Here is a 16,061-nt window from a genome sequence, read left to right on the forward strand (position 1 = left end):
CACCTCACACCGCCAGCTGCTGCAGCAGGTACAGGCGCTGATACAGGCCGCCGTCGACCAGCATCAACTCGTCGTGCGAACCGGCTTCCGAGATGCGGCCGTGATTGAGCACCACGATGCGGTCGGCCTCGCGGATGGTCGAGAGGCGGTGCGCGATGGCGATGATGGTCACCCGTCCGCGCAGTTCGTTGAGCGCCTCCTGCACCACCTGCTCGGTGGCGCTGTCGATGTGCGAGGTCGCTTCGTCGAGCAGCAGGATGCGCGGCTTGCCGGCCAGCGCGCGCGCGATCGCGATCAGCTGCTTCTGGCCGACCGACAGGCGCGAGCCGCCTTCGCCGAGCGAGGTGTCGTAGCCGTCTTCCAGCGCGGCGATGAAGTCGTGCGCGTGCGCCGCGCGCGCCGCCGTCTCGATGGCTTCCTGCGACAGGCCGCGCCCCATGTCGATGTTTTCGCGCGCCGACGCCGCCAGCAGGAACGGGTCTTGCGGCACCAGCCCCACCTCGGCGCGGAAACGCTCGTTGTCGATCGCCGCCAGCGGCTGGCCGTTGATCTCGATGCAGCCCGGGCGTGAAGGGTAGTAGCGCAGCAGCAGCGACAGCAGGGTCGATTTGCCGCTGCCGGTGTGGCCGACGATGCCGAAAAAGGCGCCCTGCGGCACGTCCAGGCTCAATGCATGCAGCACGTCCTGGCCCGGCGCATAGCCGAACGTCAGGTCGCGGATGCGCACCGCCGGCGCATCCGGCGCCGCCGGGTCGGTGGGCAGCGCGCGCCCGGCCGCGTGCTCCGGCGCGCCCGCTTCGTCGAGCAGGGCCGACACGCGCGCGGTCGCCACCACGGCCTGCTGCAGGCCGCTGAACTGCATCGTGATCTGGATCATCGGCTCGACCACGCGCGCGATGTAGCTGATGAAGGCGTACAGCACGCCGACTTCGACCGCGTTCATTTCGCGCCGCCCGAAACTGTAGATCACCACCGCCAGCAGGATCACGTTGAGCAGGTCGAGCGCGGGACGCAGCAAAAACGCGTTGGCGCGCAGCTCGGCCAGGCGCGCCTTGTAGTGCGACTCGTTGGTAGCGGCGAAACGCGCGCCGAAACGGGCCTGCGCGTTATTCGCCTGCAGCACGCTCATGCCGCCGATCGATTCGGCGATCTGGCCGTTGATGTCGCTGCGCAGGGCACGCGCGCGCGTCACCGCCGGCGCCGACAGGCGCTGGTACACGAACACGATGGCCACCACCGCCGGCACCAGGGCCAGCACGATCAGCATCAGGCGCCAGTCCAGCCAGGCCATGGCGATCATGGTCCCGACCAGCACGATGCTGCTGTCGAGGATCACGAACAGTACCTGGATGTACAAGGTCTTGACGGCTTCGGTGTCGTTGGTCACGCGGCTGATCAGCTGGCCGGTGATGGCGCGGTCAAAAAAAGCCATCGGCAGGCGCAGCACATGGCCGAACACCCATTCGCGCAGGCGCTGCACCGAGCGCATGGCCAGGCCCGACAGGCGCACCAGCTGCAGGTAGCGCAGCCAGCTGGCGATCCAGCCGCTCACCAGCATGGCGCCGAGCAGCATGGCCATGCGCGGAAAATCCAGGTGGCGCGGCAGCAGGTGCTCGTCGATCAGGGCCTTGCCGAGGATCGGGCCGATCACTTCCAGGGCGGCCGCGAGAACGAGCCACAGGGTGGCCCAGAGCAGGTGCCGGCGGTCGGGATGGGCGGCGCGCCGCAACAGGCCGATGGCTTGCGCGGCCTGCGCGCGCATCGCCTTGGGTGTGGTATCAGAGTGCATCGAGGCTGGCCTCCAGTTGTTGATAGCGCCACTGGCTGGCGTACCAGCCGTCGCGTTCGAGCAGGGCCTCGTGGGTGCCCGACTCGGTAATGCGGCCGTCGCGCAGCACCACGATGAAGTCGGCGTTGACCACGGCCGAAAGGCGGTGGCTGGCGATGATCACGCTGCGCTCCGGCCGCGCGCGCCGCAGTTCTTCCAGGTGTTCGAGGATGCGTGTTTCGGTACCGGTATCGACCGCCGACAGGGCGTCGTCGAGCAGCAGCAGGGTGCTGTCGGCCAGCAGCGAACGGGCAATCGCCACGCGCTGGCGCTGCCCGCCCGACAGGGTGATGCCGCGTTCGCCCACCGGCGTGTCGTAACCCTGCGGGAAGCGCAGGATGTCTTCGTGGATGGCGGCCATGTGGGCCGCGTGCTCGATCTGGGCGCGCGTGGCGTCCGGGCGCGCCAGCGCGATGTTCTCGGCGATGGTGGCCGAGAACAGGAACGATTCCTGCGGCACCCAGCTGATCGCGGAGCGCAAGGTCGCCAGCGTATAGTCCGCGAGCGGCCGGCCGCCCCAGCTGGCCTCGCCCGTCTGCGGCGTGGCCTGGCGCAGCAGCACGCGCAGCAGGGTCGATTTGCCGGAACCGGTCGGTCCCACCAGGCCCAGGGTCTGGCCGGGCGCGACGCTGCACGACACGTCCGCCAGCGCCGCCACGGTTTGCCCGGTGTAGGTGTAGCCGACATGGTCCAGCACCAGCGCGCCCGGGGCCAGCTGGTCCACCTTGCCATGGTCGTCCACGCTCAGGGGCGTGTCGAGCAGGGGCTGCACGCGCGCCAGTGCCGCGCGTCCGCGTTCGATCAGCGAGAGCACCCAGCCGGCCGCGAACATCGGCCAGATCAACTGGCCCAGGTACATGCTGAAGCTGGTCAGCGCGCCGATGGTCAGTTCGTCATGCCACACCAGATAGCCGCCCAGGCCGAGCGTGAGCACGCCGGCGGCGCTGAGGGTCAGGCCGACGGCCGGCTCGTAGGCCGCTTCCCATTTCTGGGCGCGCAGGCTGGCGTCGGCCGCGTGCGCGGCCAGTTCGCCAAACTGGGCCGCGCTGCGATGCTCCAGTCCCAGCGCGCGCAGGGTGCGCACGCCCGACAGGGCTTCCTGCACATGGTCGTTCAGGCTGGAGAAGCGCTTGAGCGAGTCGGTGGCCGCCACGTGGATGTGGGTGGAGATGCGCCAGAACGCGAACGCCATGAAGGGGAAGGGCAGCAGGGCGATGCAGGCCAGGCGCCAGTCGACGCCGAGCGTCATGATCCCCAGCACCATGATCAGGGTCAGGGTGCCGTCGAAGCCGGCCAGCATGGCTTCGCCGGCGGCCATTTCGATGGCGTCGATATCGTTGGTGGCCAGCGCCATCAGGTCGCCGGTGCGCTGCTTCTGGTAGAACGCCGGCCCCTGGGCCGACAGGCGCGCGTAAAAGCGCGTGCGCAGTTCGACCCCGAGCTGGTAGGCGGCGGCGAACAGGCGCAGGCGCCAGCCGACCCGCAGCAGGTAGATGGCCACGCCCATGGCGAGCAGTTGCAGCAGGCCGCGCAGCAGGTCGCCGGGACCGAGGCTGTGCGCGGCCAGGCCGTCGATCAGGGTGCCGATTTTGCGCGGAATCCAGACCGTGAGCGCGGCCACGCCGGCCAGCATGAAGGCCGAGGATATATAGGAGCGCCAATGGCGGCGCACAAAGCTGCCGACGAGCTTCGATAAACTCATTACGTTCCTTGGAAGTTGCGCCCAGATGAAAAAACGGGCCGAAGCCCGTTAATTTACTACTTTTGGCAACTTGGCGCAGAGGCCAGCTGTTCTTTACTTCTTGCGCGCGCCTTTCGACGCCGACGCATCGGCCAGTTTGCCGGTGCCCGGCCTGCCCGAATGCGGGGCCGGCGGCGGCGTGGCGTCGACCGGCCGGATGCCGGAGACGTCGATCTGGATCGCGTCGTCGGCCGCCAGCGGCGCGGCGGACGGCGCGTCCGGCGAGGCGCCGGCGACAACGCTGGCGACGGCGCGCGCGATCGGCCTGGCGTCGGCCAGCGGCAGCGGATCGGGGTCCGACTCGCCGACAGGGTTCATGCTGACGATGATCGGCTCATCGTCCATGTCCGGTTCGGCCGGGGCATCGCCGGCGGCCGCTTCGATCTCGCCGTCGGCGCCTTGCTCGTCGTATTTTTGCTCGTAGCGCTGGTCGTCGCCGTGCGCTTCATCGTTGGCGGGCGCGCGCGCCAGGCCCGGCGCGGACAGGGCCGATACCTTGGCGGCGGCGCTGCCCACGCTGCCGGCGATGCCGAACAGGGCGCGGCTGTAGTCGAGGAAGGACTTGACGGTGTCGCGGCTGTGCGTGGTCAGCGCCAGCAGGTCGCGCGGGTCCTTGGCGGCCAGCAGCTGCTGGAAGGCGGCGGTGGACTTTTCAACGCTGGCGCGGGTGGTGCTCAGGTTCAGGGCAATGAGCTTCTCGGTATTTTCGACCGCCTTGCCGGAAAAATGGCGGAAAGCGTCGAACTGGGCTTCGAGCTGGGCTTTGCGTGCTGCGGAAAACTGTTCTGGAAGGTTACTCATCGGGGTTCCTTGGAAGTGTTTTATGACGCGCTGCAATATTGCTAAGTCTATCCATGAATGCTTGCCTTGAAAAGCAGTTTTTCAACCGTGCTCAGGAAAATTTTCTTGCATCGCAGCATTTATGTATTTGGCATGACAGCGGCATGGCAAACACGTGTCCGCGCGACCCAAGCGCGGCCGAACTCGCTACAATCGTAAGACGCCGCCGTTCCCAAGGAGCTTTTCGATGGATCTCGTTATCCGCAATGCCAGCCTGCCCGACGGGCGCCACCAGATTGATATCGCGGTCGAGGGCGGGCGCATCGCCGCCGTCGGCCCGCGCCTGGCCGTGCAGGGTGTGCACGAGATCGACGCCGAGGGCGACCTGGTCACGCCGCCCTTCGTCGACGCCCACTTCCATATGGACGCCACGCTCAGTTACGGCCTGCCGCGCGTGAACCGCACCGGCACCCTGCTCGAAGGGATCGCGCTGTGGGGCGAACTGAAACCCGGCCTGACCCAGGATGCGCTGGTCGAACGCGCCATGCAGTATTGCGACTGGGCGGTCGCGCGCGGCCTGCTGGCGATCCGCTCGCACGTCGACATTTGCGACGACCGCCTGCTGGCGGTCGAAGCGCTGCTGGAAGTGCGGCGCCGCGTGGCGCCCTATCTCGACCTGCAGCTGGTCGCGTTTCCGCAGGACGGGATCTTGCGCAGCGCCAGCGCCTTTGAAAACCTCAAGCGCGCCGTCAGGCTGGGGGTGGACGTGGTGGGCGGGATTCCCCATTTCGAGCGCACCATGAGCGAAGGCGCGGCCTCGGTGCGCCTGCTGTGCGAATACGCGGCGCAGCAGGGACTGCGGGTGGACATGCACTGCGACGAATCGGACGACCCCATGTCGCGCCATATCGAAACGCTGGCCTTCGAGACCGAGCGCCTCGGAATGCAGGGCCGGGTGGCCGGCTCGCACCTGACCTCGATGCACTCGATGGACAACTACTATGTCAGCAAGCTGCTGCCGCTGATCCGCGAGGCGGGCGTGGCGGCGATCGCCAACCCGCTCATCAACATCACTTTGCAGGGCCGCCACGACACCTACCCCAAGCGGCGCGGCATGACGCGCGTGCCGGAACTGATCGCGGCCGGGGTGGACGTCGCCTTCGGCCACGATTGCGCGATGGACCCCTGGTACAGCCTCGGTTCGGGCGACATGCTGGAAGTGGCGCATATGGGCCTGCACGTGGCGCAGATGACGGGGCAGGACGCGATGCACCAGTGCTTCCTGGCGGTGACGGAGGTCCCGGCCCGCATCCTCGGGCTGGAAGGCTATGGCATCGCGCCGGGCTGCCACGCCGACCTGGTGCTGCTCGACGCTGCCAGCACGGTCGAAGCGATCCGCCTGCGCGCGGCGCGGCGCATGGTGATCCGGCGCGGCGTGGTGGTGAGCGAAGCGCCGCGCGCGCGCGCCACCCTGAACCTGCCGGGGCGCGCGGCCACCATCGATTTCCGTCTCGGGCGCTAGGGTGACGGCTTGACGGGCAGGGCGGCATCGGTGCTACACTCGTCAAGGCAAATCTTGTCGAAACATGAACCAGGCGCGACGTTCAACCGGGAGGCCGCGTGAGCCAGCATCAGATCCAGATCCGCCCAGCCGCCGCTACCGACATCGAGGCGATGTGGACGATTTTCGAGGCCGTCATCGAGGCCGGCGAATCCTATCCTTTCGCGCCGGGCACGTCCAGGGCGGCCTGCGCCGACTACTGGTTCAACCCGCGCTCGACCAGCTTCGTCGCCGTCGCCGGCGACCAGCGCGTGCTGGGCATGTACAAGCTGGTGCCGAACCAGATGGACCTGGGCGCGCACGTGGCCAATGCCTCGTACATGGTCAGCCCGGCGGCGCAGGGTGCCGGCGTGGGCACCCTGCTCGGCCGGCACAGCCTGGACGAAGCGCGCCGCCAGGGCTATCTGGCGATGCAGTTCAATTACGTCATCAGCAGTAACCTGGCCGCCGTCGCGCTGTGGAAAAAGCTCGGCTTCGCGATCATCGGCACCCTGCCCAAATCGTTCCGCCACGCGCGCCTGGGCTATGTGGACGCCTACGTGATGTACCAGCTGCTCAGCGATCCGGCCGACTGGCCGGCGCCGCCGTTGCGATGAAGATCCTCGAGACCGCGCGCCTGGCGCTGCGCACCGTGGAAGCGGCCGATGCGCCGTTCTACCTGGAGGTGGTCAACGATCCCGGCTTCATCGCCAACATCGGCGACCGCGGCATCCGCACGCTGGAGGCGGCGCGCCTGCACATCGAAAACGGTCCGGTGAAGATGCAGGAAACGCTCGGGCATGCGATCTGGCTGGTGGCGCTCAAGGACAGCGGGGTGGCGATCGGCATGTGCGGCCTGATCAAGCGTGAAACGCTGCCCGAGGTCGATATCGGCTACGCCTTCCTGCCAGCCTGGCGCGGCCAGGGCTATGCGCTGGAAGCGGCCGAGGGCGCGCTCGCCTATGCGCGCGATACGCTCGGGATGGCGCGCCTGCTGGCAATCACCTCGCCCCACAACACCGCGTCGAGCGCACTGCTCGAAAAACTGGGCCTGCGTTTCGAAAAGATTGTCCACCTTACACCGGAAGATCCCGGCACCCGGCTGTACACGATGGAACTGTGTGCAACTGCCTGAAATACTTGTTCCCAGTTAACGGAAACGCATTTCTTTTTGTCTTTCACGCGTGCATGATGAGTTTGCAGAGCAATCGTCTTTACAGGCGCCAACGCAACCATCCCGAGAGAGACCATGAAACTCGCCAACCTCCGAATTGCCGTGCGCCTCAGCGCGCTCGGCGTTTTCTTTTTCGCCGCCTTGCTGCTGGTCGGCCTGGGCGCCTGGTCGGCTTTATCCGGTGCCAACGCCAGCAGTGCGCTGGCACTGCAGCGCGCCGCGAAACTGACCGACGCGGTCGACATGGCGCGCAGTGCCCAGGTCGAATTCAAGATCCAGGTGCAGGAATGGAAGAATATCCTGCTGCGCGGCTCGGACGCGGCCCAGCTGGAAAAGTACACGGCCTCGTTTCGCAAGAGCGGCGAGGCCACCCGCGCCGAGCTGAGCAAGGTCAACGCCGTGCTCGGCGAACTGGGGATGCGCACGCCGCTGGTCGACGAGGCCATCAAGGCCACCGAGGAATTGAGCAAGAACTACCTGGGCGCGCTGCAAAAATTCGATGGCGCCGATCCGGAGAGCTACAAAACCGTCGACAAGCTGGTCAAGGGCATGGACCGCGAGCCGACCCAGAAAATCGATGCCATCGTCACCTACATCGGCACCCAATCGCGCGCGCTGACGGTGGCCATGGCCAAGGAGCAGGCCGCCGGCGAACGGCTTGCGACCATCGAGCTGCTGGTGATCGTGCTGGTCACGGTGGTCGTCGGCGCGGTGATCATGGTCTGGCTGGTGCGCAGCATTACCGGGCCGCTCAACGAAGCGGTCAACATTGCGCGCACGGTGGCCAGCGGCGATCTGTCGACCTCGATCGTGGCGCGCGGCAACGATGAAATCGGCATGCTGCTCAAGTCGCTCAAGGACATGCACGACAGCCTGGCCGAGATCGTCGGCAAGGTGCGCGCCGGGACCGATGCGATCGCGGCGGCCTCGAGCGAAATCGCCGATGGCAACCAGGACTTGTCGGCGCGGACCGAAGAGCAGGCCAGTTCACTCGAAGAAACCGCCTCGGCCATGGAAGAACTGACCTCGACGGTCAAGCAGAATGGCGAAAACGCCGGCCAGGCGAGCAAGCTGGCCAGCGACGCCTCGGTGGTGGCGGTGCGCGGCGGCGATGCGGTGGCGCAGGTTATCCACACCATGGGCTCGATCAACGAATCGTCCAAAAAGATCGTGGACATCATTGGCGTGATCGATGGCATTGCTTTCCAGACCAATATTCTGGCCCTGAATGCCGCCGTGGAAGCGGCGCGGGCGGGCGAGCAGGGGCGCGGCTTCGCCGTGGTGGCCTCCGAAGTGCGCAACCTGGCACAGCGTTCGGCGGCGGCGGCCAAGGAAATCAAGACCCTGATCGGCGACTCGGTCGACAAGGTCGAAACCGGCAGCAAGCTGGTGGGGCAGGCCGGCAGCACGATGGAAGAAGTGGTGGCCAGCGTGCAGCGGGTCACCGCGATCATTGGCGAGATTGCCGTTGCCAGCGGCGAGCAGAACGTGGGGATCGACCAGATCAACGATGCCATCGGGCAAATGGACGCGGTCACGCAGCAGAACGCGGCGCTGGTGGAACAAGCGGCCGCGGCGGCGGAATCGATGAAGCAGCAGGCGGCCAGCCTGGCCGAAGCGGTCAGCGTGTTCAAGATCGGCGAGCGGCACATGGCGGCGGCGCCGGCGGCGCGCGCGGTACGGCGGGCCGGGCCGACGGGGCGTGCCCCGGCGCCGCGTGCGGCGACCCCGGCAGCTCGTCTGTCCGCCAGCAAACCGGCCGCGGCGCGGCCCGTGCCGGCTGGCGAAAGCGACTGGGAAGAGTTCTAAAGCCCACTGCAAAATTTCTTAACTGGGGTCAGACCTCCGACTCGAAACATTTCTTAACTGGGGTCAGAGCTCTGACTCGTAACATTTTGCTCGCACAGCCGGCACCGGCCGCCGGTTGTGCCGCATTTACCCCTCGCTTCCCCATCACTTCATCGCTGCAGCATCGCCTGCTCCTCCGTTTGACATGTTTCGATTCGGAGGTCTGACCCCAATTAGGAAATGTTTCGATTCGGAGGTCTGACCCCAATTAGGAAATGTTTCGATTCAGAGGTCTGACCCCAATTAAGAAATGTTGTGAGGCAGATTTGCTCCGTTTGGACATGTGATTTCCATAAGGAATGCGCGCGCTTCGGTGTGGCGATGTGTGGGGGAAAGGTTTTACTAATTGTGCACGGTTGCTTGTCGAGTATCTATATAATGCGAAGAACATCACGGCGACCGGGACCGGTCCGCCTATTGCTTTCCCATTCTCAGCCGCACTATCCCTCAAAGGATCCAATGAGCACCGACAAAAGCCCGCAGTTAGCGTTAATTATCACTAAGTATGAAAATGAGCTGCTGGAAGTTTGGCTGTCGGGACTGATGACGCGGATGATCCGGCGCGATAAAAACGCCGAGGCCGAACTGCGCCAGCAGGCCACCCGCTTCCTGCCCTTGCTGGTGCAGGCGCTCGACCGCAGCACCACCAACGATATCGAAGCGGCCGCCTGGGATGACACGCGCCACATGCTGACCGACATCTCGCAGGCGCGCGTGCGCCAGGGCTTTTCGTCGATCGAGACCGCCAGCTTCATCTTCGCGCTGAAAGAGCCGCTGTTCGCTTACCTGCGCACCGCGCTGGCCGACAATCCGATCCAGCTGGTCGAGGAAACCGCCGCCACCAGCGCGCTGTTCGACCGCCTCGGCCTGTTTACCATCGAGGTGTACCAGAAGGCGCGCGAGCAGGTCATCCTGCGCCAGCAGCAGGAATTGCTGGAACTGTCCACGCCGGTGGTGCAGCTGTGGGAAGGCGTACTGGCCCTGCCGCTGATCGGTACCCTCGACAGCGCGCGCACCCAGGTGGTGATGGAGAACCTGCTGCAGAAAATCGTCGACACCGGCGCTTCGATCGCGATCATCGACATCACCGGCGTGCCGACCGTGGACACCCTGGTGGCCCAGCATCTGCTCAAGACCATCGCCGCCGCCCGCCTGATGGGCGCCGACTGCATCATCAGCGGCATCCGCCCGCAGATCGCCCAGACCATCGTGCACCTCGGGGTGAATCTGGAAGACGTGGTCACCAAGGCCACCCTGGCCGATGCCTTCGTCGTGGCGCTCAAGCGCACCGGCTCGACCATCACCCATCCGCAGAACGTGCGCTGAGCCATGGAACGCATCCCCATCCTGAAAATGGGCCGTCTGCTGCTGGTGACGATCCAGGTCGACATGCACGACCGCCTGGCCATGACCCTGCAGGACGACCTGACCGCGCGCATCGTCAAGGAGCGCGCGACGGGCGTGCTGATCGATATCTCTGCACTCGACATCGTCGACTCCTTCATCGGCCGCATGATCAGCCACACGGCGGCCATGGCCCGGATTCTCGACGCCCGCACGGTGCTGGTGGGGATGCAGCCGGCCGTGGCGATCACGCTGGTGGAGCTGGGCCTGACGCTCGACGGCGTCAGCACGGCCCTGAACGTTGAACGCGGCCTGGCCCTGCTGCAGCAGGACCGGGAATGACCGCCGCGCAGCGGCGGGGCGTGCCGTGAGCGGCGCCGATGGCCTGGTCCACGCGCCGCTGGTCACCGATGAAGATGTGGTCCGCCTGCGCAAGCTGGTGCGCGACGAGATGGTCGCACTCAAGTTCTCCCTGATCGAACAAACCAAGATGGTCACCGCGGCCAGCGAGCTGGCGCGCAATACGCTGCGCTATGGCGGCGGCGGACGCGCCGAACTGGAACTGGTCGAACGCGGCGGCAAGCGCGGCGTCAAGGTCAGCTTCATCGACGAGGGGCCGGGCATCGCCGATATCGACCTGGCCCTGACCGACGGCTACACCAGCGGCGGCGGCATGGGCCTGGGCCTGTCCGGCGCGCGCCGCCTGGCCGACGACTTTATCCTCGACAGCGCGCCAGGCAAGGGTACTACCGTCACTATCGCGAAATGGAAGCTGTTTTGAATAGATTAGGCAGGCAAGCGGCGTTTCACGTAGGCGAATTAAGCGAAATCGCATCGGCCCGGCGCGCCGGCAACACCCTGGCGCGCCAGCTGGGGTTCGACGAAACGCGCGCCGGCCAGCTGGCCATCGTGATCACCGAAGCGGCCACCAACATCGTCAAGCATGCCGGCGAAGGCGAGATCCTGCTGCGCGCGCTGCATGCGGGCGAGCGCGCCGGCGTGGAAGTGATCGCGCTCGATCGCGGTCCCGGCATGGCCAACGTGGCGCTGCGCATGGAAGACGGCAATTCCACCGTCGGCACGTACGGCGTGGGACTGGGCGCCATCGGCCGCCTGGCGCCGGAATTCGATATCTATTCGGTTGAGGGCCAGGGCACTGTACTGTTGATGATCGTCTGGAGCGGCGCCGCCAGCGCCCCCGTGTCGGACTGGGAAGTGGGCGCGGTGTGCCTGCCGATGCCGGGCGAGGACGTGTGCGGCGACGCCTGGGACTTCGGTTTCGCCAACCGGGGCCTGACGATCGGCATGGCCGATGGCCTGGGCCACGGCCCGGAAGCGGCCGTCGCGTCCGAGGCGGCGGTCGCGCTGGTGGTCGAACGTGCCGCCGTGGGCGTGTCGGAACTGATGCACCTGGCGCATGGCGCGCTGCGCGGCACCCGCGGCGCCGCGGTGGCCCTGGCGGCGATCGATGACGACGCCGGCGAACTGACGTTCGCCGGCATCGGCAATATTGCCGGCTGCATCTTCGATGGCGGCACGCGGCGCCACCTGATGTCGCACAACGGCATCGTCGGCAGCAATTTGCGCAAGGTGCAGACGTTCACCCATCCGTGGACGCCGGGCGCGATGCTGATCATGCATTCCGATGGCCTGGGAACGCGCTGGGACCTCGACGCCTATCCCGGCCTGGTGTTTCGCCATCCGGCCCTGATCGCGGCGGTAATGTACCGCGATTTCGCGCGCCAGCGCGACGACGCCAGCGTGCTGGTGGTGCGCGAACGGAAGCCCCGGTAATGTCGCTACGGATCCTCAAGATCGCGATTGGCACCGAGCTCGACGTGGTCGGGGCCCGCCAGCGGGCGCGCGAGATCGCGGTGCTGTGCGGCTTCGCCATGCAGGACCAGGTGCGCATCGCGACTTCGGTGTCCGAACTGGCGCGTAATGTCTTCAATTACGCGCACGGCGGCAAGGTCGAGTTTTCGATCGAGGATGCCGACGGCGTGCAGGCGCTGCAAATCCGCATCGACGACCAGGGCCCCGGCATCGCCGACCTGGACCTGGTGCTGTCCGGGCGCTATCAGTCATCGACCGGCATGGGCCTGGGCATCCTGGGCGCGCGCCGTCTGATGGACCGTTGCGACATCAGCACGGCGCGCGAAAGCGGCACCCGGATCGTGCTGCAAAAACGCTTTTCCAGCGACGTGCCGCGCATGACGGCGCGCATGGTGGGCGACATGTGCGTCCACCTCAACGCGCAGGCGCCCGATTCGATGCTGGGCGAAGTGCAGCTGCAAAACCAGGAACTGCTCGGTACCCTCGATGAACTCAAGGCGCGCCAGGAGGAACTGCTGCAGCTGACGCGCGAACTCGAAGAGAACAACCGCGCCGTCAAGGTCCTGTACGCGGAGCTCGACGAGAAGGCTGAGCACCTGCGCCACGCCGACCAGATGAAGTCGCGCTTCCTGTCGAACATGAGCCACGAATTTCGCACCCCCCTGAGTTCAATCCGGGCCCTGGCCAAGCTGCTGCTGGCGCGCGCCGACGGCGAGCTGTCGGGCGAGCAGGAGAAGCAGGTCAACTACATTTTGCAGGGCACGGTCGCCATGAACGAGATGGTCGACGACCTGCTCGACCTGGCCAAGATTGAAGCGGGCAAGGTCGATGTGCGGGCCGAGCGCTTTTTGGTTGCCGACATGTTCAGCACCTTGCGCGGCCTGCTGCGGCCCTTGCTGCATAGTCCCGAGCTGGCATTGACGTTCCAGGAGCCGGAAGCGGAGCTGGCGCTGCACAGCGACCAGGGCAAGCTGTCGCAGATCCTGCGCAATTTCATATCGAACGCGATCAAGTACACCGAACGGGGCGATATCACGGTCCGTGCGGTCCTTCTGCCGGAGCAGGGTATGATGCACTTTAGCGTGTCCGATACCGGGCTCGGAATCGCTGAGTCGGACCAGGCACTCATTTTCGAGGAGTTCAGCCAGATCGAAAATCGCCTGCAGACGCGCGTCAAGGGCACTGGCCTGGGCTTGCCGCTGTGCCGTAATCTGGCCGGCCTGCTGGGCGGGTCGGTCGGCGTCGACAGCGTGCCGGGCGCCGGTTCCGTATTCTGGGTGTCGATCCCGCTCACCTACACGGCAGAGGGAGGCAATGCCGCCGTACCGCCGTATTCCTACTAACCGGATTGAGGTCCACCATGCAGTCCATGCCATTTGCCGATTCCCTGATCCTCAACGTCGACGACAGCGAAGGGGCGCGCTACGCCAAGTCGCGCATCCTCACGCGTGCCGGTTTCACGGTGATCGAGGCCGCCGACGGCAACTCGGCCCTGTTGCGCGCGCGCGAAGACAAGCCGGACCTGGTTCTGCTCGACGTCAAGCTGCCCGACATTAACGGCTTCGAAGTGTGCCGCCTGCTCAAGTCCGACCCCGACACGCGCGCCGTGCTGGTGCTGCAAACGTCGGCCTCGTACATCGGCGTGGCCGACAAGATCAGGGCGCTCGAAGGCGGCGCCGATAATTATCTGTTCGAGCCGATCGAGCCGGAAGAACTGGTCGCCAACGTCAAGGCGCTGCTCCGGCTGGGCAAGGTCGAACGCGAACTGCGCGATGTCGACCGCCGCAAGGACGAATTCCTGGCCACGCTGGCGCATGAACTGCGCAATCCCCTGGGGCCGATCCGCAACGCGGTCGAGCTGCTGTGCCGCCTCGACCCGAACGTGCCGGAGCGCCAGGACAAGGCACGCCAGACCATCCTGCGCCATACCGGCCACCTGGTGCGGCTGGTGGAAGACCTGCTCGACGTGGCCCGTATTTCGCAGGGCAAGATCACGCTGCACGAAGAGCGCGTGGAACTGCAGACCTTTATCGGCAGCGCGCGCGAGTCGGTGACGCACATCGCCGAAAGCCGCAACCAGGCGCTCGACGTGAGGCTGCCGGCGCATGAAGTGTGGCTCAGCGGCGACCATGTGCGGCTGGCCCAAATCGTCGGCAACCTGCTGCACAATGCCTTCAAGTTCACGCCGCCGGGAGGAGTCGTCAAGCTCTCGGCCGAGGTGATCGGACAGGAAATCCTGATCCGCATTGCGGATAACGGCATCGGCATTGACGCCGCCAAGCTCGATTACATTTTCGACCTGTTCGCGCAGGATGGCTTTACGCCGGACCGGGTGCAGGACGGCCTGGGCATCGGCCTGTCGCTGGTGCGCACGCTCGTCGCCCTGCACCATGGAACCGTCAGCGCCTCCAGCGCCGGGGTAGGCCAGGGCAGCGTGTTCGAGGTGCGCCTGCCGATCGACGCTATCGGCAGCGCTGACGATAGCGCCGCCGTGCCGGGCGCCGATGACGCCAGCGCCGCGCGCATCCTGGTGGTGGACGATAACGTCGACGCGGCCGACATGCTGGCCGAACTGCTCGGCATCAGCGGCCATGATGTGAAGGTGGCGTACAACGGCCAGCAGGCGCTCGACCGCACGGCCGAGTTCAGGCCGACCTATGTATTCCTCGATATCGGCTTGCCCGACATGAGCGGCTACGAGGTAGCGGCCAAAATGCGCGTACTGCCCGGCATGGACGACGCGGTGCTGGTGGCCCTGACCGGCTACGGCCAGGCGCGCGATCGCGAGCAGGCGATGGAGGCCGGCTTCGACGACCATATCGTCAAGCCGATCGATTTCGCCAAGGTCACGTCGCTCGACCTGCAGCGCCGCAAGCGCTGACCGCCACAGCTGCCTGGTCGCCTACTGCCAGGGGAAGAACCACGTGAGCGGCTTGTCGACGCGCGCGGCCCACGATTTTTCGTTGTGGGTTGCGCCTTCGGCCACGTGGTAAAACAGGTCGGCGTCCTGGCGGTAGCCCTGTTTGAGCATCGCGTCGCGCATCTTGACGGTATCTTCAAGGCCATCCTTGACGGTGCCGGCATCGAGATAGAACCTGACCGGCAGGCGTGGCGGCAGGCTGGTGACGAATTCCTGCTTGTTCCACCAGAACGAACCGGACACCGACGCCGCCTTTGAAAACACCGCCGCATTTTTCTGCGCGATCCAGACCGAGGCAATGCCGCCCAGGGAGGAGCCCATGATGGCGGTCGATTCCTTGGCCGGCATGGTGCGCAGCGTGCTGTCGATATACGGCTTGACGGTGTCGACCACGAAGCGCTGATAGGTGTCGAGCTGGCCGCCGCCGTACTGCGGGTCGCAGCAGGTCGTGTATTCCGCGATGCGTTCGGGCGTATTGTCGATGCCGACCACGATGATCTCTTCCATGATGCCGGTGGCGACCAGCCGGTTCACCGTTTCGTCCACACCCCATTCGACACCAAAGGCGGCGGTTTTTGCGTCGAACAGGTTCTGGCCGTCGTGCATGTACAGCACGGGATAGCGCTTGGCCCGATTTTCATCGTAACTGGGCGGCAGGTAGACGCGCAGATTGCGGCTGTTCTTGAGCTGGGGCGAGGCGAAGCCGGGAATGATTTTCACCTTGCCGAACGGCGCGCCGAAAAAAGGATAGATGTCGCGCGTGCTGCCGGCGGCGAGCTTGTAGGTGCCGCCGATGGCGATTTTTTCATCGCCGAGGGCGGGCTTCATGACGACGTCGCCCAGGTCGTCGGGCCAGGTATAGGTCCATACCTTGCCGTCGTCGCTCCTGGCGGCGACGCCCTTCGACCACGACATCGGACCCTTGTCGCCACGGATGGTGATGCCATCCTTCGGGCTCTCGTAATGGACGCGCACCGTGGTGGCGCCCGCGCCCAGCGGCAGCAGGCTTGCCGCGGCCAGCGTAACTCGTGCCAGTGTCATTGCGTTTTCCTT

Annotated in this window: 14 protein-coding genes; 10 read left to right on the forward strand and 4 right to left on the reverse strand. The window is 65.9% G+C overall.

What is annotated here, in order from left to right:
- Nucleotides 1–4 precede the first annotated feature (4 nt).
- The 3 genes from RBA41_RS11650 to RBA41_RS11660 form a co-directional block, all read right to left on the reverse strand.
- Nucleotides 5–1,789: an ABC transporter ATP-binding protein gene (locus RBA41_RS11650; RefSeq protein ID WP_306623952.1), complete on the reverse strand. Its 1,785-nt coding sequence runs from the start codon at nt 1,787–1,789 to the stop codon at nt 5–7.
- A complete protein-coding gene (locus RBA41_RS11655; RefSeq protein ID WP_306623954.1) occupies nt 1,779–3,530 on the reverse strand; it encodes an ABC transporter ATP-binding protein in 1,752 nt (583 codons plus the stop codon). The genes RBA41_RS11650 and RBA41_RS11655 overlap by 11 nt, the downstream gene beginning before the upstream one ends.
- A gap of 93 nt (nt 3,531–3,623) precedes the next feature.
- The gene (locus RBA41_RS11660) at nt 3,624–4,370 is read right to left on the reverse strand and encodes a phasin family protein (RefSeq protein WP_306623956.1); all 747 of its coding nucleotides are present in this window, start codon (nt 4,368–4,370) and stop codon (nt 3,624–3,626) included.
- A 226-nt stretch (nt 4,371–4,596) separates the two neighbouring features.
- Here RBA41_RS11660 and RBA41_RS11665 point away from each other — a divergent pair, with 226 nt between their 5' ends.
- The 10 genes from RBA41_RS11665 (at nt 4,597) to RBA41_RS11710 (ending at nt 14,969) form a co-directional block, all read left to right on the forward strand.
- Nucleotides 4,597–5,871, forward strand: a complete 1,275-nt coding sequence (locus RBA41_RS11665; protein WP_306623958.1) for an amidohydrolase family protein — start codon at nt 4,597–4,599, stop codon at nt 5,869–5,871.
- Between the two features lie 98 nt (nt 5,872–5,969).
- Nucleotides 5,970–6,506, forward strand: coding sequence for a GNAT family N-acetyltransferase (locus tag RBA41_RS11670; RefSeq protein ID WP_306623959.1), 537 nt, complete (start codon nt 5,970–5,972; stop codon nt 6,504–6,506).
- Nucleotides 6,503–7,024: a GNAT family N-acetyltransferase gene (locus tag RBA41_RS11675; RefSeq protein ID WP_306623960.1), complete on the forward strand. Its 522-nt coding sequence runs from the start codon at nt 6,503–6,505 to the stop codon at nt 7,022–7,024. Before RBA41_RS11670 ends, RBA41_RS11675 begins: the two co-directional genes overlap by 4 nt.
- 114 nt (nt 7,025–7,138) lie before the next feature.
- Complete coding sequence (locus RBA41_RS11680) at nt 7,139–8,872, forward strand: methyl-accepting chemotaxis protein (RefSeq protein WP_306623961.1); 1,734 nt, start codon at nt 7,139–7,141, stop codon at nt 8,870–8,872.
- A gap of 498 nt (nt 8,873–9,370) precedes the next feature.
- Nucleotides 9,371–10,237 carry an STAS domain-containing protein gene (locus tag RBA41_RS11685; RefSeq protein WP_306623962.1) on the forward strand — a complete coding sequence of 289 codons (867 nt, stop codon included), beginning with the start codon at nt 9,371–9,373 and terminating at the stop codon, nt 10,235–10,237.
- 3 nt (nt 10,238–10,240) lie between these two features.
- Nucleotides 10,241–10,597, forward strand: a complete 357-nt coding sequence (locus RBA41_RS11690) for an STAS domain-containing protein (protein ID WP_306623964.1) — start codon at nt 10,241–10,243, stop codon at nt 10,595–10,597.
- 25 nt (nt 10,598–10,622) lie between these two features.
- On the forward strand, nt 10,623–11,036 hold the full coding sequence (locus RBA41_RS11695) for an anti-sigma regulatory factor (RefSeq protein WP_229413385.1): 414 nt from the start codon (nt 10,623–10,625) through the stop codon (nt 11,034–11,036).
- Nucleotides 11,033–12,049, forward strand: a complete 1,017-nt coding sequence (locus RBA41_RS11700; protein WP_306623966.1) for an ATP-binding SpoIIE family protein phosphatase — start codon at nt 11,033–11,035, stop codon at nt 12,047–12,049. Before RBA41_RS11695 ends, RBA41_RS11700 begins: the two co-directional genes overlap by 4 nt.
- Nucleotides 12,049–13,431, forward strand: a complete 1,383-nt coding sequence (locus RBA41_RS11705; RefSeq protein WP_306623967.1) for an ATP-binding protein — start codon at nt 12,049–12,051, stop codon at nt 13,429–13,431. Before RBA41_RS11700 ends, RBA41_RS11705 begins: the two co-directional genes overlap by 1 nt.
- A 26-nt stretch (nt 13,432–13,457) precedes the next feature.
- Nucleotides 13,458–14,969, forward strand: coding sequence for an ATP-binding response regulator (locus tag RBA41_RS11710; RefSeq protein ID WP_445352071.1), 1,512 nt, complete (start codon nt 13,458–13,460; stop codon nt 14,967–14,969).
- A 21-nt stretch (nt 14,970–14,990) separates the two neighbouring features.
- On the opposite strand, the gene RBA41_RS11715 is transcribed toward RBA41_RS11710, so the two are convergent.
- Complete coding sequence (locus RBA41_RS11715) at nt 14,991–16,049, reverse strand: alpha/beta hydrolase (RefSeq protein ID WP_306623970.1); 1,059 nt, start codon at nt 16,047–16,049, stop codon at nt 14,991–14,993.
- Nucleotides 16,050–16,061 lie beyond the last annotated feature (12 nt).

The organism is Massilia scottii (genome assembly GCF_030846495.1).
Classification (GTDB): domain Bacteria; phylum Pseudomonadota; class Gammaproteobacteria; order Burkholderiales; family Burkholderiaceae_D; genus Telluria_A; species Telluria_A violaceinigra.